Origin of the sequence: Paenarthrobacter sp. NEAU-H11 (assembly GCF_050573415.1) — a bacterium.
Classification (GTDB): domain Bacteria; phylum Actinomycetota; class Actinomycetes; order Actinomycetales; family Micrococcaceae; genus Arthrobacter.
The window spans coordinates 64,224-83,834 of sequence record NZ_JBNZGA010000003.1; the positions used below are offsets into that span (position 1 = coordinate 64,224).

The window sequence follows — 19,611 nt, forward strand, 5'->3', positions numbered from 1 at the left end:
CCTCAGAGATTTACACATGGCGAATTCATATCCGGTTCCGCAGCGGACCGCATTTGTACACCATGCGATATACGGCCTCACCTCGCCCGTCAAACCTCCGCCGCCGGAGCCGCGAACTGGGCCTCGTACAGCCGCGCATAGGTCCCGCCGGCAGCGAGCAGTGAAGCGTGCGTCCCCTGCTCCACGATCTGGCCGGCCTCCATCACCAAAATGAGGTCGGCGTCGCGGATCGTGGAGAGGCGGTGGGCAATCACAAAGGACGTCCGGTCGGACCGCAGCGCACTCATCGCCTTCTGCACCAGCACCTCGGTCCGGGTATCCACCGAAGACGTGGCCTCATCCAGAATCAAAACAGAAGGCCGGGCCAGGAAGGCCCGTGCGATCGTCAGCAGCTGCTTCTCCCCCGCTGACACGTTGGACCCCTCGTCCTCCAAAACCGTGTCGTACCCGTCCGGCAATGACCGCACGAACCGGTCCACATACGTCGCCCGCGCCGCCTCCAGGATCTCGGCTTCCGTAGCGCCAGGCCGCCCATACGCAATGTTGTCCCGGATGGTCCCGCCGAACAGCCACGTATCCTGCAGCACCATCCCCAGCCGCGAGCGCAGCTCGCGCCGCGGCACCGAGGTGACGTCCACGCCGTCGAGCGTTATCCGCCCGGCATCCAGCTCGTAGAACCGCATCATCAGGTTCACCAGCGTCGTCTTACCCGCCCCGGTGGGCCCCACGATCGCTACCGTCTGCCCCGGCTCCGCCACCAGACTCAACGAAGAAATCAGCGGCTTGTCCGGCGAATACGAGAACGACACGTCCTCGAACACCAGCCGCCCCCGCCCAAAGACCGGCCCGGCAGAAGGCGCAGGCTCCACAGACTCCTCAGATTCATCCAGCAGCTCGAACACCCGCTCGGCGGACGCCACCCCGGACTGCAGCACATTCGCCATGGACCCCAGCTGCGCCAGCGGCATGGTGAACTGCCGCGAGTACTGGATGAACGCCTGCACATCGCCCAGCTGCATCGCCCCGGACGCCACCTGCAGCCCGCCCACCACGGCGATCCCCACGTACACCAGGTTCCCGATGAACGTCATGGCCGGCATGATCAGCCCGGAAATGAACTGCGCCCCGAAACTCGCCTCATACAGCTCCGCGTTCTTCTGCCGGAACCGCTCCTCCACCTCGCGCTGCCGCCCGAACACCTTCACCAGCGCATGCCCGGTGTACGTCTCCTCGATCTGCCCATTTAACTCACCTGTGTTCTTCCACTGCGCCACAAACAGCTTCTGCGAGCGCTTGGCGATCAGCGCCGTGATCCCCAGCGTCAGCGGAATGGTCACCAGCGCGATCAGCGCCAGCGTGGGCGAAAGGATCACCATCATCACCAGCACACCCAGCACCGTCAGCACGGACGTGACCGCCTGGCTGATGGTCTGCTGCAGGCTCTGCGAAATGTTGTCCACGTCGTTCGTCACCCGGCTGAGCAGCTCGCCGCGCTGGATCGAGTCGAAATACCGCAGCGGCAGCCGGTGGATCTTCGCCTCGATCTCCCCGCGCAGCCCGAACACCGTCCGCTGCACCACCCCGTTCAGCACATACGCCTGCACCCACATGAACGCCGAGGACAGCACATACAGCACCAGCGCCCATGTCAGCACGTTCCCCAGCGCGGCGAAGTCAATCCCCTGCCCCGGCACCAGGTCCATGGCGCTGAGCATGTCCGCGCGCTGCCCCTCCCCGGACGCCCGCAGCTGTGCGATCAGCTGCTCCTTGCTCAGCCCGGCGGGCAGCTCCCGGGACACCACCCCGGCGAAGATCAGGTTGGTGCCCTCCCCCAGCAGCCGCGGCCCGGTCACCGAGAGCGCCACCCCGGCCACCGCCGTCACGAACACCAGCAGCAGCCACGCCCGCTCCGGCCGCAGCTTCCCCAGCAGCCGTTTGGCCGACGGCCAGAAGTTCATCGCCTTCTCCGCCGGGACGTTCATCCCCGCGAACGGCCCGCCGCGCCCCGGGCCGCCCATCGGACGGGGAATGCGTACGACGGCGGCGCCTCCGGTCGCAGAGGCGGGTGCGGCTTTGGTGCCGGCTGCGGGAGAGGGCTGGCGGCTCATACCGTCTCCTCCGCCGCCAGCTGGGACGAGACGATCTCGCGGTACGTCTCGGACGTCTCCAGCAGCTCACTGTGCGTTCCGCGCCCCACGATCCTGCCGCCGTCGAGCACTAAAATCTGGTCCGCGTCCACGATGCTGGAGACGCGCTGGGCGATGATCACCAGCGTGGCGCCGGCGGTGCTGCGCTTGAGGGCCTGGCGGAGGCGGGCGTCGGTGCCGGTGTCCAGCGAGGAGAACGAGTCATCGAAGATGTACAGCTCGGGACGCTTCACCAGGGCCCGGGCGATGGCCAGCCGCTGCCGTTGCCCGCCGGAGACGTTGGTGCCGCCCTGGCTGATGGGCGCGTCCAGGCCGCCCTCCATCCGCTCCACGAAGTCCCGGGCCTGGGCGATCTCCAGCGCGGTCCAGAGCTCGTCCTCGGTGGCGTCCGGCTTGCCGTAGAGCAGGTTGCTGCGCACGGTGCCGCTGAACAGGTAGGGCCGCTGCGGGACCAGGCCGATGTGCCCCCAGAGCAGGTCCGGGTGCAGCTCGCGCACGTCCACGCCGTCCATCTTCACCCCGCCGCTGGTGGCGTCGAACAGCCGGGGCATGAGGTTCACCAGGGTGGTCTTGCCGGAGCCGGTGCTGCCGATGATCGCCGTCGTCTGCCCTGCCCTGGCGGTGAAGCTGATGCCGGAGAGGACGGGCTGGTCGGCACCCGGGTAGGCGAATCCGACGTCGCGCATTTCCAGCTCGCCGCGGCGCACTTCGCTGCTGAGCGGGCGGGCAGGCGGCCGGACGCTCGACTCGGTGCGCAGCACCTCGCCGATCCGGTCGGCCGAAACGGCGGCGCGCGGGATCATCACGGCCATGAACGTGGCCATCATGACGGACATCAGGATCTGGATCAGGTAGCTCAGGAACGCGATGAGCGTGCCCACCTGCATGGAGCCGTCCTGGATGCGGAACGAGCCGAACCAGATCACGGCCACGCTGGAGACGTTCAGCACCAGCATCACCACCGGAAACGCGAGCGCCATCAGCCGGCCGGCACGGAGGGCGGTGTCCGTGACGTCCTCGTTGGCCTGGGCGAAGCGCGCGGTCTCGATGTCCTCGCGGACGAACGCGCGGACCACGCGGATGCCGGTGAGCTGCTCGCGGAGGACGCGGTTCACGGTGTCGATCCGCTTCTGCATCTTGCGGAACAGCGGCACCATCCGGGCGGTGAGCAGGCCGACGGCGATCAGCAGCACCGGGACGGCGACGGCGATCAGCCAGGACAGCTGCACGTCCTGCCGCACGGCCATGATCACACCGCCGATGCTGAGCATGGGCGCGGTGACCAGCATGGTGGCGGACATGAGGACCAGCTGCTGGACCTGCTGGACGTCGTTCGTGGACCGTGTGATGAGGCTTGGCGCGCCGAACTTGGTGACTTCCTGCTCGGAGAACTCCCCCACCCGTTTGAAGATCGCGCCCCGAAGGTCCCGGCCCACGCCCATGGCCGCCTTCGCCGCGAAGTACACCGCGATCACCGCGCACACGATCTGCAGCAGGGTGATCGCCAGCATCACGCCGCCCAGGCTCAGGATGTAGCCGATGTTCGCCTTGGCCACGCCCTCGTCGATGATGTCCGCGTTCAGGGTGGGCAGGTACAGGGACGCGATGGACTGCGCCAGCTGGAAAACCACGACGGCGGCGAGCAGCGGCCGGTGCGGCCGCAGGTATTCAACAAGCAGCTTCCAGAGCATGGGCGGCTCCTGACACAGTGTCCACAAGAGGTGGTGCGAAGGTCAGTTTACGTCCGGAGGCTGGGAACAGGCCGTGCCGATGCAGGAGAATCCGGGCTGGTTCTCGGAGGGCGTATTTTGCTGATCCTGCAGGGAACATCAGGGCTTGCGGCTTGCCTCCCAGAATGCGCGTATTGCAAACCATCGTTATACGTTCTGTACATGACTGACCTCACTGATCTTGATCGCAGGCTGCTGTCTGCCCTCCGCGAGGACGGCCGGGAGTCTGTGGCCAGCCTGTCGCGCAGGCTTGGAGTGGCGAGGGCTACCGTGAATAGCCGCCTTGAGCGCCTGCTCGCCTCTGGAACCATCGTGGGCTTTACGGCACGGGTCCGTGACGAAGTAGATCCGCTGACAATTCGCGCCATCACGCTCATCGCGGTCGAGGGCAGGTCTGCCAACAACGTCATACGGGAGTTACGCGGTTTTCCGGAAATCCGCGCCTTGCACACCACCAACGGCGGCTGGGACCTCGTAGCGGAACTGGCCACCGAAAACCTCAGCGGCTTCGACGATGTCCTTGGCAGGATCCGTGCGGTCAATGGCGTGCTCAACAGTGAAACAAGCCTGCTGCTCAGTTCAGTGCTCAGGTAGGGGCCCCGAGCGGAGCGTTGAGTGCATGATCTTGCACAATGCCCGAAATGACCTGGCAAAATGCATAGGCATTTGACGAAAGGTACGCGCTTTGCTCATTGTGGCCGCTTATCGGCGCCGAATACCGTGAGGACACTAATGGTTCACACGGAAGAAGGAGCGCAATGACGCGTTTTGTGGATGTTCACAACATGGTTCGCTGGGTGGCCCGCACGGGAACGCAAACCATCATCTCGGAAATGATGGACTACCTTGAGGACGACTTCCGCCGCTGGGAATCCTTCGATAAGACTCCCCGGGTGGCCAGCCACACCCCGTTTGGCGTCATTGAACTCATGCCTACGAGCGACCACGAGACCTACGGTTTCAAATACGTCAATGGTCACCCCTCGAACCCCGCCCGAGGCTTCCAGACAGTAACCGCATTCGGAGTGCTGGCAGATGTCCACAACGGATACCCCACGTTCCTGACGGAGATGACGCTGCTGACAGCCCTGCGGACTGCAGCCACTTCCGGCATGGTTGGCAGAAGGCTTGCCCGCCCCGGCTCATCTGTGATGGCCATGATCGGCACGGGCAGCCAGTCGGAGTTCCAGGCTTTGGCGTTCAAGGCCGCCCTCGGGATCACCACCCTCCGGGTCTGGGATACTGACCAGGCCGCCATGGCGAAGCTGCTGCGCAATGCGGCACCGCTGGGTTTCGATGTCCACATTGCGTCCTCTGCGGCCGACGCCGTCCAGGGTGCGGACGTCATCACCACGTGTACCGCGGACAAGGCCAACGCCACTGTCCTCAGCGCAGACATGATCTGCCCCGGCGTCCACATCAACGCCATCGGCGGGGACTGCCCGGGAAAGACCGAACTTGACGCCGCCATCCTGGAACTCGGCGAGGTGTTCGTGGAGTACACCCCGCAGACCCGGATAGAAGGCGAGATCCAGCAGATGCCGGCAGACTTTGCCGTGACCGAGTTCTGGCAGGTCCTGGCCGGAGGGGCTGCCGGGCGGTCAGCGCCTGAGCAGGTCACCATCTTCGACTCTGTCGGCTTCGCCATCGAGGACTTCTCCGCCCTCCGCTATGTGCGGGATGCGGTCCAGGGATCCGACTTCTTCGAAGAGATCGACCTGGTCGCAAACCCGGAGGATCCTAAAGACCTCTTCGGCCTGGTGGGCGCGCTCTCCCCGGTCGGCTAGCCCGGCTAGTTCAGCTCGAGCACGTGCAAGCTTAGCCAAAGCACCAGCGTGTCCTCAGGCTGGTCCAAATCCACGCCGAAGAGGTCCCGCAGGCGCTTGAGGCGGTACCGGAGAGTGTTCTGGTGCAGGGACAAGGCTGCCGCTGTCCTTGCGGAATCGCGGGAGCAATCAAGGTAGGTTCTCAGCGTCAGGGCATATCCGGTGCCAAAATCGGCGTCGTACTCTTGGATTCTCCGGGCGGCAGCGGACAGAAGGTGCGGTGCCGCCCGGAACGCCGCGGCCAGCTCCAGGAGGGTGAGGCGGCTGCGGACCTCCCCTGCGCTGGCGTACGTGCCCGGGAAGCCGTCCGAGGCGAGCATCAGCAGGACTAGATCGGCGTCATGCCGTGAACGGCTGATGTCCGAGACGGCGTCGACGGCGGGACCCGCTGCCGCCCGCAGCTCAACTCCCAGCGATGCCCGGGAACGATCGTTGAGCCTCCGGGCGAGGGCTTCAATTGACCCCAGGGACGACGCAGCCGCCGCCGGGAAAATTGCATAAATGGTAGAGCCCGCCTGCACGCATTGAGCGCCTTGGCCGTGGGCCTCGCACTGCGTGGTCACCAGGTCCGCAATCCTCACCAACGTAGTCTCGGCTGCCTGCCCGGGTTCCGTCTGAAAAGCGACGACCGCAAAGGGACCCGAATTCCGCAGCCCCAGCTGTTCGGCAACCAGGATGGCGTCGTCGCCTCCTTCGAGGAGCCTGCGCAGCAGCTCCGCGCGTTGCTGGCGTGCGAGATCATGGCTGCTGCGGGCGCGGAGCATGTGGAGCGCTGCAATGTCCGCGGCGCGTTCCAGGGCCTGTTCGGCTTCGCCATCCAGATCGCCATGGACATCAACAACCCAGATTGACCCCAAGGGCTCCTTGCCCGCCCGGACTGCTATCGCCATCCTGTCCATGGCGGGCCGGACGCCCTCGATCCGGACTGCCCCGGAGGACCGGAACACCGCCGCGTACTGGCCCGCGTTTTCGGGCAGGTAGGGCACCTGCCGGCCAAGGATTCCCCTGCGCCGGTCCTCATCGATCGGCTGGTCCTCAAGCGTGGAGTACGCCAACACCTGTTCCTGCAGGTTCTCGATGGTGGTAGCCCCTCCGACCATCGCCGCAATGGCGTTTGCCAACGCGAAAAGGTCCCCCACCCCCAGCGGTGAGATGGTGCTACCGGCATCTGCCGAGGCGTTGAGGGCAGAGTCCAGGAGTGCATTGAGATGCCGCCACCTCACGTCGTCGTCCACCACCAGGAGGGCGATGCCGGCTTCATCCGCCACCGCTGCGAGGTGTCCGATGTCCTGGTGGAGCTTCTTGACCACCACTGCGGCAAAGCCGGCTTCCGCCGCATCCCGGACCACGCCTGCAGTGCCCGGGTCCGCGGGGTGCAGCCCGATCCCGAGCAAAATGCCCCCACGCAGCCCTTCAAGCGGCACGAAGGGGTCATAGAGCGACGGACTCATCAGGGACAACCTGGGCGGCACCGCTCCTGAACCGAGCACCAGTCCGGTGTCCTCGAGCATCTTCAGCAGGTGGGGCAGGTGGATGCTGTCATTGCGATGGGTGGCCTCGGTCATAGGGCTAAAGCTTCACACCTATGGTGCTGGAACACAAGAAGAATCGATAACCTTCGTTGCCTGCACTGAAGCCGCCGCATGCTGGCACAGCAGATAGTTGACGCATGTCACTTACTCTTGATGCCGGTCCGGCCGCACTTCAAGCCGCAGAATCAGCAACCGCAGCAGCGTCCAGGGCCGGTGTCCTGGTGGTGGACGAACACGACCGCGACCGCCTCCGGGACGTGGAAGCACTGCTCATTGCCATCTGGGGCATGTCACCGCACGGCGCACCTATCCCCTTCGACCTCCTGCGCAGCATTGCGCATGCCGGCTGCAATGTGTCCGCCGCTTACGACCACACCGGGCAACTGTGCGGAGCGGCGGTGGGGATCGTCTCCCCAGGAGGGCGATCCACCTACTCGCTGATTGCCGGCGTGCTTCCCGGCAGCGGCGACAAGGGCGTTGGGTTCGCCCTCAAACAACACCAGCGGGCTTGGTCACTGGCCCGGGGCATCGACACCATGACCTGGACCTTTGACCCGCTGGTCAGCCGCAATGCCCGCTTCAACCTCACCAAGCTGGGAGCGTACGCATCAGAGTATGCCTGCAACTTCTATGGCCAGATGCAGGACGAGATCAACGCCAACGACGAAAGCGACCGCCTCGTGGCGGTATGGCCGCTGGCCTCCCAGCGGAGCATGGATGCCGGGCGCGGAATCCATGCGGAGATCGAACTTCCACCTGACCACTCGTCTGCCGTCCTCGAATACGGCCCCGACTCGCTGCCTGTCCTCCTGGAATCGGGCGGAACGCTGTGGTGCCGCGCGCCGCGGGACATCGTGGCACTCCGCGGCTCGAACCCCGACGCCGCAGCCCGGTGGCGTGTGCTCGTGCGGGAGATCTTCGAACCCGCTTTCGCTTCGGGGCGTCAAGCATCCGGCGTCACGCGAGACGGCTGGTACAAACTGACCGCGCCCGACCAGGCCTAAACCCACCCCCAAGAGGAGAACCCATGCGCACCACATCCCGTGCAGTAACGGCCCGGACGGCCGTCCTTGCCGCCGGCCTCGCGCTGGCGACAGGCCTGGCAGCCTGCTCGGCAGAGACAACACCTGCCAGCAATGCGAACGCCTTTTCGGGAGGCGCCGTGGACGCCGCGGCCGCCGCCGCTCTTCCCGAACGCTTCAAGAGCGCAGGCGTCATCAACGTCGCCTCCGACATTCCCTATCCACCCATGGAGATGTTCGACGAAAACCAGCAGCTCACGGGCCTGGACTACGATCTCGCCCAGGCCCTCGGAGCCAAGCTCGGGGTGCGGCTGGAGCTCCGGACCCAGGCGTTCGACAGCATCATTCCCTCGCTGCAATCGGGCAAGAACGACATCATCATGTCGGGGATGAACGACACCCCGGAGCGCCAGGAAACCCTGGATTTCGTGGACTACTTCCACGCAGGATTCTCGATCCTGGTGCCCGAAGGGAACCCCGGAAACATCACCACCGTCCTGGACCTGTGCGACAAAGACGTCGCCGTGCAGAAGGCCACCGTCCAGGCCGAAATCCTCCGCACCTATGATCAGCAGTGCCTGGACAAAGGATCCCGGCCCATCAGGATCTCCGAACTCCCGCTGGAGACGGACGTCCAAACAGCCGTCCGGTCCGGAAAGGCCGCAGCCGACGTCGTTGATTCGGCGGTGGCAGCCTATGCCGCCACGACCGCCGGCGGCGGGAAGATCTTCGACCTCGTAAAAGACCCTGCCAACCCGGCCGGATACAACCCCGTCTACACCGGTATAGGTGTTCTCAAGAAGGACGCTGAGCTTTCGAAGGCGCTGCTGGCCGCCCTCCAGTCGGTCATCGCAGACGGCACCTACGATCGGATCCTGGCCAAATACAGCCTCTCCGACTACACGGTCAAGGAGACCGGGCTGAACCTGGGCGGTACCAAGCCATGAACACCGCCGTCACCACCCCTCGCCAGAAACCTGCCGGCCCCGGAACCGTGCCTGCCCATGGAAGCAGCCAGGACGACGTCGTAGCCGTTCCCCTCCGGCACCCCTGGCGCTGGGTGGGAGCTGCCCTCCTTGCCCTGGGCGCTGCCGCGCTGGCGGCATCACTGTGGACCAACCCGAACATCGACCACGGCACCATTGGCACCTATGTGTTCCATCCCCGGATCCTCGGGGGCGTGGGCCTGACGATTGTCCTCACCGTTGTATCCATGGTGGTGTCCACGGTTTTTGGCGTATTCCTCGCAGTGATGCGGCTGTCCACGAATCCCGTCATGAACGCCTTCGCCTGGTTCTACGTCTGGGTCTTCCGGGGCACTCCCCTGCTGATCCAAGTGGTCTTTTGGGGCTACCTGGGACTGCTGTATTCACAGATCTCGCTGGGCATTCCCTTCACGGAATTCACTGTCTTCTCCGTGGACACCAACACCCTGGTCCCGGCCTTCACTGCCGGACTGCTCGCCATGACCCTGAACCAGGCCGCCTATTCAGCGGAAATCATTCGCGGCGGGATGCTGTCCGTCGACGCCGGCCAGCACGAAGCTGCATCCTCCCTGGGAATGTCCCCGGCCTTCACCCTGTTCCGTGTGGTCCTGCCCCAGGCCATGCGGGTCATCATCCCGCCAATGGGCAATGAGACGATCTCGATGCTCAAAAACACGTCTTTGCTCTCCGTCATCGCGGTGCTGGAGCTCTACACCGTGGCCACGCAGATCTCTTCCCAGAACCTGCGCCAGATGGAACTCCTCATCGTTGTCAGCTGCTGGTACCTCTTCCTCACCTCGGCGCTGTCCGTTCCCCAGTACTACCTGGAACGCCACTACGGAAGGGGCAACGCCCGCCAGCAGGCTCCCACTCCCCTGGCCAGGATCAGGGCAGTGCTAGGTAAACGGCCGCCCCTCGGTGGGGCGACACCCCCGAAAGCATCGAAAGGACAACCGTCATGACCGAGGCACTGGCCTCCCCCAGGCATCCCGGCCACCGCCCGGCCGCACAGCCGCTCCTCGTGGCCAGCAACGTACGGAAGCACTATGGCGGCGTCGAGGTGCTGAAAGGCATCTCCCTGACAGTCAACACCGGCGAGGTCATGTGCCTCCTGGGTCCGTCCGGCTCAGGTAAATCCACCTTCCTCCGCTGCATCAACCACCTCGAACGGATCGACGGCGGCCGGATCTCCGTTGCGGGCGACCTGATTGGCTACGCGCAACGCCAGGACAAAATTTTCGAGATGAGACCCCGCGAAGTTGCCAAACAGCGCCGGGGCATCGGAATGGTCTTCCAGCGCTTCAACCTCTTTCCCCACATGACCGCACTGGAGAACATCTGGGCCGCCCCGGTCGGCGTCAAAAGGGTGCCCAAGGCGGAGGCCGTCAAGCGCGGGATGGAACTGCTGGACAGGGTGGGACTGGCCCACCTGTCCAAGGCCTATCCGTCCCAGCTTTCAGGCGGGCAGCAGCAGCGGGTCGCCATCGCCCGCGCACTTGCCATGGATCCCCGGCTGCTCCTGTTCGATGAGCCAACCAGCGCCCTTGACCCGGAACTGGTGGGCGATGTCCTGGACGTCATGCGGACCCTGGCAGCGGACGGCATGACCATGATCGTTGTTACGCACGAGATCGGCTTCGCACGCGGCGCGGGCGACAGCGTGGTGTTCATGGACGGCGGCGTGGTGGTGGAGTCCGGCGCCCCCGAAGACGTGCTGGACAACCCGCAAAACCCAAGGACCATTTCCTTCCTCGAGAGCGTGATGTAGTCCCCTTTTCCCACCGTCAGGACGGCACGCTTCCGTCCTTCCTCTTTGAACAGTGAGCCTGAATTGAAGATATCCCGCGCCACCATCACCCTGATCGATGTCCCCTTGCTGGAACCGTTCGTGGTGTCCTACGACAGCTACTCGTCAATGCCCAGCGTCATCCTCACCCTCGAAACAGACGACGGCCTGATCGGCTACGGCGAGAGTGTCCCGGACGGGCACATCACCGGGGAAACGCCCACGGGAACCGTCGAAGCGCTTAAGACGGAGTTGATTCCCGCAGTCCTGGGGCTGGATCCCCGCGATATCACAGCCGTCCACCAGCAGCTCAACAGGGCGCTCAAGGGCTGCGGAGCCGCAAAGGCCGCCCTCGACATTGCCTGTTGGGACCTGGCCGGCAAAGCAGCCAACCGCCCCATTTACAGCCTGCTCGGCGGGCGGCGCCCGGAGCAGCCCACGATCGCGAGGGTCATGAGCATCCTTGCCCCGGAGACCCTGGCCGAACAGGCAGTCCAGGCCCGGAGCCAAGGCTACCGCCACCTCAAGATGAAACTCGGCGGCGGTGATGGCCTGGATATTGAACGCGTGCGGGCTGTCAGGGAAGCCATTGGCTCAGACCTCGCGATCCGGGTGGACGCCAACCAGGGGTGGGCCGATCCCGCAACGGCACGAGAGATGATTGCTGCCTTGGAACCCTACGGAATCGACTGGGTGGAACAACCGCTCCACGCCGACGATATCGACGGTTTCAAGCTGCTGCGCCAGGCCACCGGCGCCCGCCTGATGGCCGACGAATCAGTGGTGGACGCCGCCGACCTGGGCCGGTTCGTCAGGGACCGTTCAGTGGACATGGTCAACCTCAAGCTCATGAAGAGCGGCGGAATCACGCCCTGCCACCGGCTGGCCACCCAAGCCGAACTCGGCGGCCTCAAGGTCCAGATCGGTTCCATGCTGGAAACCAGCATCGCCTCGGCCGCCGGCTTCCATCTGGCCCTGTCCCATCCAAACATTGTCTCCACCGAACTCTCGGGACCCGTCAAGTTCGCCCGGGAACCCGGAAACCTTCAGTACGTCCTGCCCGAAGTCCAGATCGGCGAGGGCCCGGGGCTGGGGGTGGACGTGGACCTCGATGTCCTGGCCGACCTAACGGTCAGCGAGTGCGGGGTCACTGCGTGATCAATGAGGCAGCGCGCCGCCGTCTGCACGACATCTGGAACCACCTGCACGATCACCCGGAACCGAGCATGGAGGAGTTCGCCACCTCCGCGTACCTTGCCGGCCTGCTCGCGGAAGCGGGCCTCGAACCACGGAAATTTTCCGACTTTCCCGGTTTCACCGTGGATGCCGGGGAGGGAGTTCCCAGGATAGGGCTCAGGGCGGATATGGATGCCTTGGTGCAGGAGGTGGACGGGAAACGGATTGCTGTGCATTCGTGCGGCCATGATGCCAACATGGCGATAGTCGCTTCCGTCATGCTCGAACTTGCGGAGCAGCCGGAGCCGCTCAACGGAGCCGTCCGTGCCATCTTCCAACCCGCGGAGGAGGCGGGCAACGGGGCGGAACTGGTGGCGTCACTTGGTGTCGCGGACGGGCTTGAGTATCTCTTTGGCGTGCACCTGCGCCCGCAGCAGGAACTCCCCGCTCCCTGCCTGGCGCCCGCCATCTCCCACGGGGCCTGCCTCTTCGCCAGCGGCACCATCACAGGTGAGGACCACCATGGGGCACGGCCCCACCTCGGAGCGAACGCCGTCGAACTTGCGCTTGAAATCTCGGCAGGGCTGCAGCGCATCAAGGTCGATCCGCAGATCCCGAGTTCCGCGAAAATGACAATGCTGCACGCCGGCGGAAGAAACCTCAACGTCATCCCCGGCAGCGGATGCTTCGGGGTGGACCTGCGCGCCCAAACCAACGAAGCCATGGCCACGCTGCGGACGGGGCTGGTGGAGGTGTGCCGATCGGTGGCGGCGAACAGCGGGGCGGAGATCCGCCTCGACTTCCGGGATGAGGTGCCTGCTGCAGTGATAGGGCACAAGGCCGAGGCCGTCCTGGCTTCGTCGGTCACGGCGACATTGGGCAGGGAGTACCTGCGTCCCAGGATCGTCACGTCAGGCTCGGACGACTTCCACTTCTACACCCGGCAGAACCCTGCGCTTCAGGCGGCCATGCTGGCCGTCGGGGCAAACGTCCAACCCGGACTCCACCACCCGGACATGACGTTCGACGGCGGTGCGATGGAACGCGCCGTGGATGTCCTTCTGGCGTCCTGCCGGCAGTCGCTGGCCCGGAGCGAATAGAAGGCAGGTCGAGTCATGCCGGCTGGTCATACCGGTACCAGCCCTGCCCGGTTTTCCGGCCGTAATTACCTTGTTCGTAGAGCTCCGCCAAGGCGGGGTGGGGCAGGTCCGCCGGGTCCTGCGTTTCCTCGAAGGTCGCTTGCCGGATCAGGTAGCTCACGTCAAGGCCCACCAGGTCCATCAGCTCAAACGGCCCCATGGGGTGGCCCAGCGCAGTCCTGGCTGCAGTGTCGATGTCGCTGACACTGGCGATGCCGTCCGCGTAAAGCCGGAGTGCCTCGTCCCGGATGGCGCCCATGAGTCTGTTGGCCACAAATCCGGGGATCTCGCGGTTGATAAGGACGGGCGATTTGCCCAATGAGCGCGCCAGATTCATGGTGGTGTCCACCGTGTCCGGAGATGTCTTGGCGTGGCGGACCACCTCAACACATTTCATGACCAGGGCCGGGTTGAAGAAATGCATGTTGCAGACCTGCTCCGGCCGCCCTGTCTCCTCGGCCACTTTCGAGGAGCCCAGCGTGGAGGAATTTGTGGCCAGGATGGCGTGCGTGGGGGCTGCCCGTCCCAGCGCCGCGAAGATGCTGCGCTTCACTTCGAGTTTCTCGGTGGCGGCCTCGATCACGAAGTCGGCATCCGCGGCGCCGGCCTCCAGCGTGCTGGTGAAGGTGAGCCGCGCCAGGGCGGCCCCGGCATCCTGTCGGCTCCGGCGCCCCTTGGCCACGCTGCTGTTCATCCGGTCGGTGAGCTGGCTCCGGGCGGCTGTCAGCATGTCTGCCGCGACATCCTGGATGGTGACCTGGTAGCCGGCCAGGGCGCACACCATGCCGATCTGTGAGCCCATGGCTCCGGCCCCGACCACCAAAATCCTGTTGACCTGCATGATTCTCTTCTCCTGGTGCGCAACGTGACTTCCGGCGCCTAGCTCAGCGGAAAGCGGGAATCCCGGTGATGTGGTTACCCAGGATCAGGGTGTGGACCTCGTCGGTGCCTTCGTAGGTCCGGACAGACTCCAGGTTGTTGGCGTGGCGCAGGGGCGAATAGTCCAGGGTGATGCCGTTGCCGCCCAGGATGGCGCGGGCGTCGCGGCAGATCTTGATGGCTTCCCGGACGTTGTTGAGTTTGCCTACGGAGATCTGGACGGGTGCAAGGGTGCCGGCATCCTTGAGCCGGCCCGTGTGGATCGCCAGCAGGGTGCCCTTCTGGATTTCCAGCAGCATATCCACCAACTTCTGCTGCGTGATCTGGTACGCAGCCAGCGGTTTATCGAACTGCATCCGCTCCAGCGAGTAGGCCAGCGCCTGCTCGTAGCTGTCCCGGGCCGCCCCCATGGCACCCCAGATGATGCCGTAGCGGGCTTCATTCAGGCAGGAGAACGGGCCGCGGAGGCCCGCGGCGCCCGGCAGCCTGGCGGTGTCGTCCACTGTGACGTCTTCAAGGGTGATATCGCACTGGATCGATGCCCGCATGGAGAGCTTTGGCTCTATCGGCGTGGCGGTGAAGCCGGGAGTGTCGGTGGGGACCAGGAAACCCCGGACGCCGTCCTCGGTAGCGGCCCAGATGACGGCGATCTGCGCCACGGAGGCCAACCCGATCCACCGTTTCGCGCCGCTGATGACCCATTGGTTGCCGTCGCGGCGGGCGAAGGTCTGCATGCTGGAGGGATCCGAGCCTGCCGTGGGTTCGGTGAGGCCAAAGCAGCCGATGATCTCACCCTTCGCCATGCCGGGCAGGTAGCGGTTCTTCTGGTCCTCCGAACCCCATTTGTGGATGGCGGTCATCGCCAATGAGCCCTGGACCGAGACGAACGTCCGCAGCCCGGAGTCCCCGGCTTCCAGTTCCATCGCCGCCAAACCGTATTCGACGGCGGAACGGCCCGGGCAGCCGTAGCCCTTCAGGTGCATTCCCAGGAGCCCCAGGGCACCCATCTCTTGGGCAATTTCCACCGGGAAGTGCGCAGCTTCATACCAGTCCTTGATGTTCGGCTTGATGCGCTCGCGCACGAACCGGCGGACGGTGTCCCGCAGCTTCAGTTCGTCACTGCTGAGCAGCCCCTGCAGGTCCAGCACGTCCGAGCGGACCTCGCCGGCAGCGCCGGTAACGGCCTGCAGTTCCGGTTCGGACAGGGTTTCTGGTGTGACGCTCATCTTTGATCCTCCGACTGTGACGGCCTAACGGCGTTGGTTTGCGTTCGCCCCGTTCACTGTGACAGCAATTTATGTTCCGATCCAATACCAAATAACAGCACTATTGATTCGCTCGGAGCATTAGACGCTCAGTCAAGTTCCGGTGTCGGCAGCGCAATTTCAGAAAGCCTCAGAACCTCCCGGAGGGCGGGACTGGTGTTGTCCTTGCGCCAAATCATTCGCAGCAGGACAGGGTCCGCGGGGTCCTCCAGGGGCAGGAACAACACGCCCGGATAGTGGAGATTCTCCGCAACGGAAGAGACCGTCATCGCCACCCCGATTTCAGCGGCCACCAGTGAGACCAGCGTCAGTGAATCCGGTGCTACCTGCACAATTGACGGCAGGAACCCGGCATCGCTGGCAAGCCTGAGGAGATGGTCGCGCAGGACCGCGCCGGGATCCGCGGGCAGGGTAACGAATGGCTCGCCGTCCAGGTCAGCCATCCGCACGGAAGCCCGCCCGGCCAGTGGGTGGCCGGCGTGCACGGCGATGACGAGTTTTTCGTTGGCAATGACCCGGGAGTCGAGGGCTGCCGGGATGAAGTTCCACCGTCCCAGCCCGATTTCCATGGCGCCGTTGGCCACTTTGTCCAGGGCCGGGATGGCGAAATTCGAGCTGTACAGCTCGAAGTCGATGCCCGGGTGTGTTTTGCGGACCAGTTTTGCCAGCTTTCCGACCATGACGTGCGACGACGCTCCGGCGAAAGCGACCCTCACGCGCCCGGTCTCGCCCTTGCCGGCGTTGGCAACCATGGTCCTGGCCCGCCGGCAGGCATCGAGAATATCCGTCGCCGGCTGGACCAGGGCCTCGCCCGCCGGGGTGAGCCGCACAGAGCGGGTGCTGCGCTCAAAGAGTGGGGCGCCGAGCTCCCGTTCCAGGTTCTGGACTGCACGGCTGACCGGGGGCTGGGCCATGTGCAGCTGCTGGGCGGCCCGCCCGAAATGCAGCTCTTGGGCAACGGCCAGGAACGCGCGGATCTGCTGGATCTCCATAGCGGGCAATTATGCGTCAGGCACATAGAAGCGTCAAACGTCAGTGAGGCTTCCGCATCAATGCTGTTTTTCCACCAAGGGGCTGCGCGGCGGCAAGAGCAGGGCCTTTGTTGCGCTTTGCGCATCAAAGGAGGCCGGAATACGTATTGGACGCGAAGTAATGGGTTTGCCACAGTGGGTGATGTGGAGCACAAACCGGAAGGCATGACATGAATCAAACTGACGCTGCATCAAGGCTGAACCAGGCTTTCGGCCGCTCCGGCAGCGGGCCGCTGAGCGGCGTGGTTGTTGCGGACTTCACCCGCGTCCTCGCCGGACCGTATTGCACCATGCTGTTGGCGGACATGGGAGCGACGGTGATTAAGGTCGAGAGCCCGCAGGGAGACGACACCCGCGGCTGGAAGCCGCCCGTCCGTGACGATGAAGCCACGTTCTATCTGTCCGTCAACCGCAACAAGCATTCGATTGTGCTCGACTTCAGGGACGAGTCAGATCTTGAAGTTGCCCGCGAACTCGCCGCAAGGGCAGATGTCCTCGTGGAGAACTTCAAGCCTGGGGGGCTGGAGCAGTTCAAGCTGGACTACGACAGCGTTTCCGCACTGAACCCGGATGTCATCTACGCGTCCATTACCGGTTTCGGCACCGCCGGGGGCGCGGGCTTGCCGGGCTACGATCTGTTGGTCCAGGCGGTGTCCGGGATGATGAGCCTCACGGGCGGCCAGGACACCGAACCATACCGTGCCGGACTGGCCATATTCGACGTGATCACCGGCCTGCACGCCAGCATCGGCATTCTTGGGGCACTCCACCACAAGGACAACACCGGCCAGGGGCAGCTTGTTGAGCTGAACCTGCTCTCGTCCGCCCTGTCCGGAATGGTCAACCAGTCGGCGGCCTATGTCACTGGCGGGCTGGTACCCACCCGCATGGGCAACGAGCACCCCAGCCTGTACCCCTATGAACCGATGCCTACAGGCGACGGAATGCTGATCGTCGTGGCAGGAAACAACGGCCAGTTCACCAAACTCTGTGATGCTCTGGGCATCCCCGAAGTTGCCGCAGACCCGCGCTTCGGCAACCCGCAGGAGCGCAACGCCAACCGTGAGGAGCTGCGGCCCATCCTCCAGGGGCGCCTGGCCGAGCGTTCCGCGGCTGAGTGGTTTGAGCACCTTTCCGGACTAGGCCTGCCCTGCGCGCCCATCCAGGACGTCAAGGGCGGCATTGAACTCGCCCGGAAACTGGGACTGGAACCGATCGTTATGGCCGGAAACGGCGAACGCCGGATTCCCTCCGTGCGCCACCCGGTTGCCTTCTCGCAAACCCCGGTCAGTTATGAACTGGCCCCGCCGGAACTCAATGCCAGCTCCGATCTGGTCCGCACCTGGCTGGCCGCCAAGGAGGTGCGGCTCGTTGGCTGAGGAATTCCGCGCACAGGTGTACGTCCGCTGGTCCGACCAGGACGTCAACGGCCATGTAAACAATGCGCGCGTGGCAACCCTGCTGGAAGAGGCCCGGATTCAGTGGCGGCGCCACGCGGCCTCCGCAGCCGCTGCCGCCGAAACAACCACCCTGGTGGCGTCCCTGACGCTGCATTACCGCCGGCCCATCGAGTTCGGCCAGGACGTTGACGTGGACATCTGGGTGGCACGCATCGGGGACAGGTCCTACACCATGGCCTACGCCGGATACCAGGACGGGAACCTGGTCCTGGACGCCTCAACAGTCATGGTTTCCCTCGACGACGCGACCGGGAAGGCCCGGGCGCTCGACGCCAGGGAAAGAGACTACCTGGAGCGCTATCTGCGCGCTGAAGTGCCGGTCTGAGCGGCACCCAAACAACAACCGGACAAACATTGCGGGCAACCCCGGCTGTCCAGAGACAAAGGAAAAACTGTGGTTACAGAAGAGATCAACAGCGACTACTTCATGGTCGATGACTTCCTCTCCGAAGACGAACGGATCATCCGGAAGAAGGTCCGTAATTTTGTCGAAACCGACCTTCTGCCGGTCATCAACGACTATTGGGACCGGGCGGAATTTCCGTTCGCCCTCGTCCCCAAGATCGCGGCGCTCGGCATCGTCGGCACAACCATCGAAGGCTACGGCTGCCCCGGCATGAGCCGCCTGGCAGCCGGAATGGTGGCCATGGAGATGGCACGGGGAGACGGCTCCATCAACACCTTCATCGGGGTCCAGTCCGGCCTGGCGATGGGCACCATCAATACGCTCGGCAGCGAGGAGCAGAAGCAGCGGTGGCTTCCCGGGATGGCCAGGCTGGAAAAGATCGGGGCCTTCGGACTCACCGAGCCGGACCATGGCTCGGACTCCGTGGGGCTGGAAACGAGCGCGCGCCGGGACGGTGACCACTACATCCTGAACGGCCGCAAACGCTGGATCGGCAACGCGAGCTTCGCCGACGTCGTCGTGCTCTGGGCCCGGGATGAAGCGGACGGCAAGGTCAAGGCGTTCATTCTGGAAAAGAACGGCGACGGCAGCTACCCGGCGGGCTACCGGGCCGAGGTGATCACCGGCAAGATCGGCAAAAGGGCGATTCTGCAGCCCGACATCACCATTGAAAATCTGCGGATTCCGGCGGAGAACAAGCTCGTCGAGGCGAATTCCTTCCGCGATGTCACCCGTGTGCTCACCGCGACCCGCGGCGGTGCCTCCTGGGAATCAGTGGGCCACGGGATCGCCGCGTACGAGGCCGCAGTGAAATACGCGAAGGAACGCGTGCAGTTCGGCAAGCCCATTGCCAGTTATCAGCTGGTGCAGAACAAGCTCGCCAACATGCTGGCCGAGTTGACCGCCATGCAGCTGATTTGCTTTCGCCTGGCCGCACTCGCCGACCAAGGGAAAATGACCGGCCCCATGGCGTCACTGGCCAAGATGCACACGGCCCAGAAGGCGCGCTGGATCTGCCAGGAAGCCCGCGACATCCTGGGCGGCAACGGGCTGCTGCTGGAAAACCATGTAGCGCGCCACATGACTGATATGGAAGTCGTCCACACGTACGAGGGAACGGACTCCATCCAGTCGCTGCTGATCGGCCGCGATATCACCGGCATCTCAGCATTCTCAGGATGACGTCCTTCTTGCCAGGAGCAAGCCAAACCAAACGAAGAACAAGC

The 19,611-nt window shown here is 64.5% G+C and carries 17 protein-coding genes; 11 read left to right on the forward strand and 6 right to left on the reverse strand.

Features of this window, described 5'->3' with window-relative positions:
• Positions 1-89: 89 nt before the first annotated feature.
• Positions 90-2,108, reverse strand: coding sequence for an ABC transporter ATP-binding protein (locus tag ACQ3DC_RS05020; protein ID WP_430751711.1), 2,019 nt, complete (start codon positions 2,106-2,108; stop codon positions 90-92).
• Positions 2,105-3,838, reverse strand: coding sequence for an ABC transporter ATP-binding protein (locus ACQ3DC_RS05025; RefSeq protein ID WP_430751712.1), 1,734 nt, complete (start codon positions 3,836-3,838; stop codon positions 2,105-2,107). Before ACQ3DC_RS05025 ends, ACQ3DC_RS05020 begins: the two co-directional genes overlap by 4 nt.
• Positions 3,839-4,039: 201 nt before the next feature.
• Between ACQ3DC_RS05025 and ACQ3DC_RS05030 the strand changes: the two genes are divergently transcribed.
• Both ACQ3DC_RS05030 and ACQ3DC_RS05035 read left to right on the forward strand, forming a co-directional pair.
• On the forward strand, positions 4,040-4,471 hold the full coding sequence (locus ACQ3DC_RS05030) for an Lrp/AsnC family transcriptional regulator (RefSeq protein WP_311216728.1): 432 nt from the start codon (positions 4,040-4,042) through the stop codon (positions 4,469-4,471).
• Positions 4,472-4,635: 164 nt separating this feature from the next.
• Positions 4,636-5,664, forward strand: coding sequence for an ornithine cyclodeaminase (locus ACQ3DC_RS05035; RefSeq protein WP_430751713.1), 1,029 nt, complete (start codon positions 4,636-4,638; stop codon positions 5,662-5,664).
• 5 nt (positions 5,665-5,669) lie between these two features.
• On the opposite strand, the gene ACQ3DC_RS05040 is transcribed toward ACQ3DC_RS05035, so the two are convergent.
• Positions 5,670-7,268, reverse strand: a complete 1,599-nt coding sequence (locus ACQ3DC_RS05040; RefSeq protein WP_430751714.1) for a PucR family transcriptional regulator — start codon at positions 7,266-7,268, stop codon at positions 5,670-5,672.
• Positions 7,269-7,372: 104 nt separating this feature from the next.
• Between ACQ3DC_RS05040 and ACQ3DC_RS05045 the strand changes: the two genes are divergently transcribed.
• The 6 genes from ACQ3DC_RS05045 (at position 7,373) to ACQ3DC_RS05070 (ending at position 13,305) form a co-directional block, all read left to right on the forward strand.
• A complete protein-coding gene (locus tag ACQ3DC_RS05045) occupies positions 7,373-8,239 on the forward strand; it encodes a GNAT family N-acetyltransferase (RefSeq protein WP_430751715.1) in 867 nt (288 codons plus the stop codon).
• Positions 8,240-8,262: 23 nt separating this feature from the next.
• Positions 8,263-9,204 (forward strand): ABC transporter substrate-binding protein, encoded by a 942-nt coding sequence (locus tag ACQ3DC_RS05050; protein ID WP_430751716.1) that lies wholly within the window; start codon positions 8,263-8,265, stop codon positions 9,202-9,204.
• The gene (locus tag ACQ3DC_RS05055; protein WP_430751717.1) at positions 9,201-10,205 is read left to right on the forward strand and encodes an amino acid ABC transporter permease; all 1,005 of its coding nucleotides are present in this window, start codon (positions 9,201-9,203) and stop codon (positions 10,203-10,205) included. Before ACQ3DC_RS05050 ends, ACQ3DC_RS05055 begins: the two co-directional genes overlap by 4 nt.
• Positions 10,202-11,011 (forward strand): amino acid ABC transporter ATP-binding protein, encoded by an 810-nt coding sequence (locus tag ACQ3DC_RS05060; protein ID WP_430751718.1) that lies wholly within the window; start codon positions 10,202-10,204, stop codon positions 11,009-11,011. The genes ACQ3DC_RS05055 and ACQ3DC_RS05060 overlap by 4 nt, the downstream gene beginning before the upstream one ends.
• Before the next feature lie 63 nt (positions 11,012-11,074).
• Positions 11,075-12,187: a mandelate racemase/muconate lactonizing enzyme family protein gene (locus ACQ3DC_RS05065; protein ID WP_430751719.1), complete on the forward strand. Its 1,113-nt coding sequence runs from the start codon at positions 11,075-11,077 to the stop codon at positions 12,185-12,187.
• Complete coding sequence (locus tag ACQ3DC_RS05070) at positions 12,184-13,305, forward strand: amidohydrolase (protein WP_430751720.1); 1,122 nt, start codon at positions 12,184-12,186, stop codon at positions 13,303-13,305. The genes ACQ3DC_RS05065 and ACQ3DC_RS05070 overlap by 4 nt, the downstream gene beginning before the upstream one ends.
• A gap of 13 nt (positions 13,306-13,318) precedes the next feature.
• Here ACQ3DC_RS05070 and ACQ3DC_RS05075 read toward each other — a convergent pair whose 3' ends face one another.
• From ACQ3DC_RS05075 to ACQ3DC_RS05085, 3 genes are all read right to left on the reverse strand, one after another.
• The gene (locus ACQ3DC_RS05075; RefSeq protein WP_430751721.1) at positions 13,319-14,185 is read right to left on the reverse strand and encodes a 3-hydroxyacyl-CoA dehydrogenase family protein; all 867 of its coding nucleotides are present in this window, start codon (positions 14,183-14,185) and stop codon (positions 13,319-13,321) included.
• A 43-nt stretch (positions 14,186-14,228) separates the two neighbouring features.
• On the reverse strand, positions 14,229-15,449 hold the full coding sequence (locus ACQ3DC_RS05080) for an acyl-CoA dehydrogenase family protein (RefSeq protein ID WP_430751722.1): 1,221 nt from the start codon (positions 15,447-15,449) through the stop codon (positions 14,229-14,231).
• A gap of 128 nt (positions 15,450-15,577) precedes the next feature.
• Positions 15,578-16,480, reverse strand: coding sequence for a LysR family transcriptional regulator (locus ACQ3DC_RS05085; RefSeq protein WP_157240816.1), 903 nt, complete (start codon positions 16,478-16,480; stop codon positions 15,578-15,580).
• A 209-nt stretch (positions 16,481-16,689) separates the two neighbouring features.
• On the opposite strand from ACQ3DC_RS05085, the gene ACQ3DC_RS05090 reads away from it, so the two are divergent.
• The 3 genes from ACQ3DC_RS05090 to ACQ3DC_RS05100 all read left to right on the forward strand — a co-directional run bounded on the left by ACQ3DC_RS05090 (position 16,690) and on the right by ACQ3DC_RS05100 (position 19,567).
• Complete coding sequence (locus ACQ3DC_RS05090) at positions 16,690-17,898, forward strand: CaiB/BaiF CoA transferase family protein (RefSeq protein ID WP_430751723.1); 1,209 nt, start codon at positions 16,690-16,692, stop codon at positions 17,896-17,898.
• Positions 17,891-18,304, forward strand: a complete 414-nt coding sequence (locus tag ACQ3DC_RS05095; protein ID WP_197432464.1) for an acyl-CoA thioesterase — start codon at positions 17,891-17,893, stop codon at positions 18,302-18,304. Before ACQ3DC_RS05090 ends, ACQ3DC_RS05095 begins: the two co-directional genes overlap by 8 nt.
• 102 nt (positions 18,305-18,406) lie before the next feature.
• Complete coding sequence (locus ACQ3DC_RS05100; RefSeq protein ID WP_430751819.1) at positions 18,407-19,567, forward strand: acyl-CoA dehydrogenase family protein; 1,161 nt, start codon at positions 18,407-18,409, stop codon at positions 19,565-19,567.
• The last annotated feature ends 44 nt before the right edge of the window (positions 19,568-19,611 follow it).

Excerpts from the sequence above, each read along its gene's own strand:
- ACQ3DC_RS05020 (WP_430751711.1), bottom strand. The coding sequence starts at position 2,108 with ATGAGCCGCCAGCCCTCTCCCGCAGCCGGCACCAAAGCCGCACCCGCC.
- ACQ3DC_RS05025 (WP_430751712.1), bottom strand. The coding sequence starts at position 3,838 with ATGCTCTGGAAGCTGCTTGTTGAATACCTGCGGCCGCACCGGCCGCTG.
- ACQ3DC_RS05030 (WP_311216728.1), top strand. The coding sequence starts at position 4,040 with ATGACTGACCTCACTGATCTTGATCGCAGGCTGCTGTCTGCCCTCCGC.
- ACQ3DC_RS05035 (WP_430751713.1), top strand. The coding sequence starts at position 4,636 with ATGACGCGTTTTGTGGATGTTCACAACATGGTTCGCTGGGTGGCCCGC.
- ACQ3DC_RS05040 (WP_430751714.1), bottom strand. The coding sequence starts at position 7,268 with ATGACCGAGGCCACCCATCGCAATGACAGCATCCACCTGCCCCACCTG.
- ACQ3DC_RS05045 (WP_430751715.1), top strand. The coding sequence starts at position 7,373 with ATGTCACTTACTCTTGATGCCGGTCCGGCCGCACTTCAAGCCGCAGAA.
- ACQ3DC_RS05050 (WP_430751716.1), top strand. The coding sequence starts at position 8,263 with ATGCGCACCACATCCCGTGCAGTAACGGCCCGGACGGCCGTCCTTGCC.
- ACQ3DC_RS05055 (WP_430751717.1), top strand. The coding sequence starts at position 9,201 with ATGAACACCGCCGTCACCACCCCTCGCCAGAAACCTGCCGGCCCCGGA.
- ACQ3DC_RS05060 (WP_430751718.1), top strand. The coding sequence starts at position 10,202 with ATGACCGAGGCACTGGCCTCCCCCAGGCATCCCGGCCACCGCCCGGCC.
- ACQ3DC_RS05075 (WP_430751721.1), bottom strand. The coding sequence starts at position 14,185 with ATGCAGGTCAACAGGATTTTGGTGGTCGGGGCCGGAGCCATGGGCTCA.
- ACQ3DC_RS05080 (WP_430751722.1), bottom strand. The coding sequence starts at position 15,449 with ATGAGCGTCACACCAGAAACCCTGTCCGAACCGGAACTGCAGGCCGTT.
- ACQ3DC_RS05085 (WP_157240816.1), bottom strand. The coding sequence starts at position 16,480 with ATGGAGATCCAGCAGATCCGCGCGTTCCTGGCCGTTGCCCAAGAGCTG.
- ACQ3DC_RS05090 (WP_430751723.1), top strand. The coding sequence starts at position 16,690 with ATGAATCAAACTGACGCTGCATCAAGGCTGAACCAGGCTTTCGGCCGC.
- ACQ3DC_RS05100 (WP_430751819.1), top strand. The coding sequence starts at position 18,407 with ATGGTCGATGACTTCCTCTCCGAAGACGAACGGATCATCCGGAAGAAG.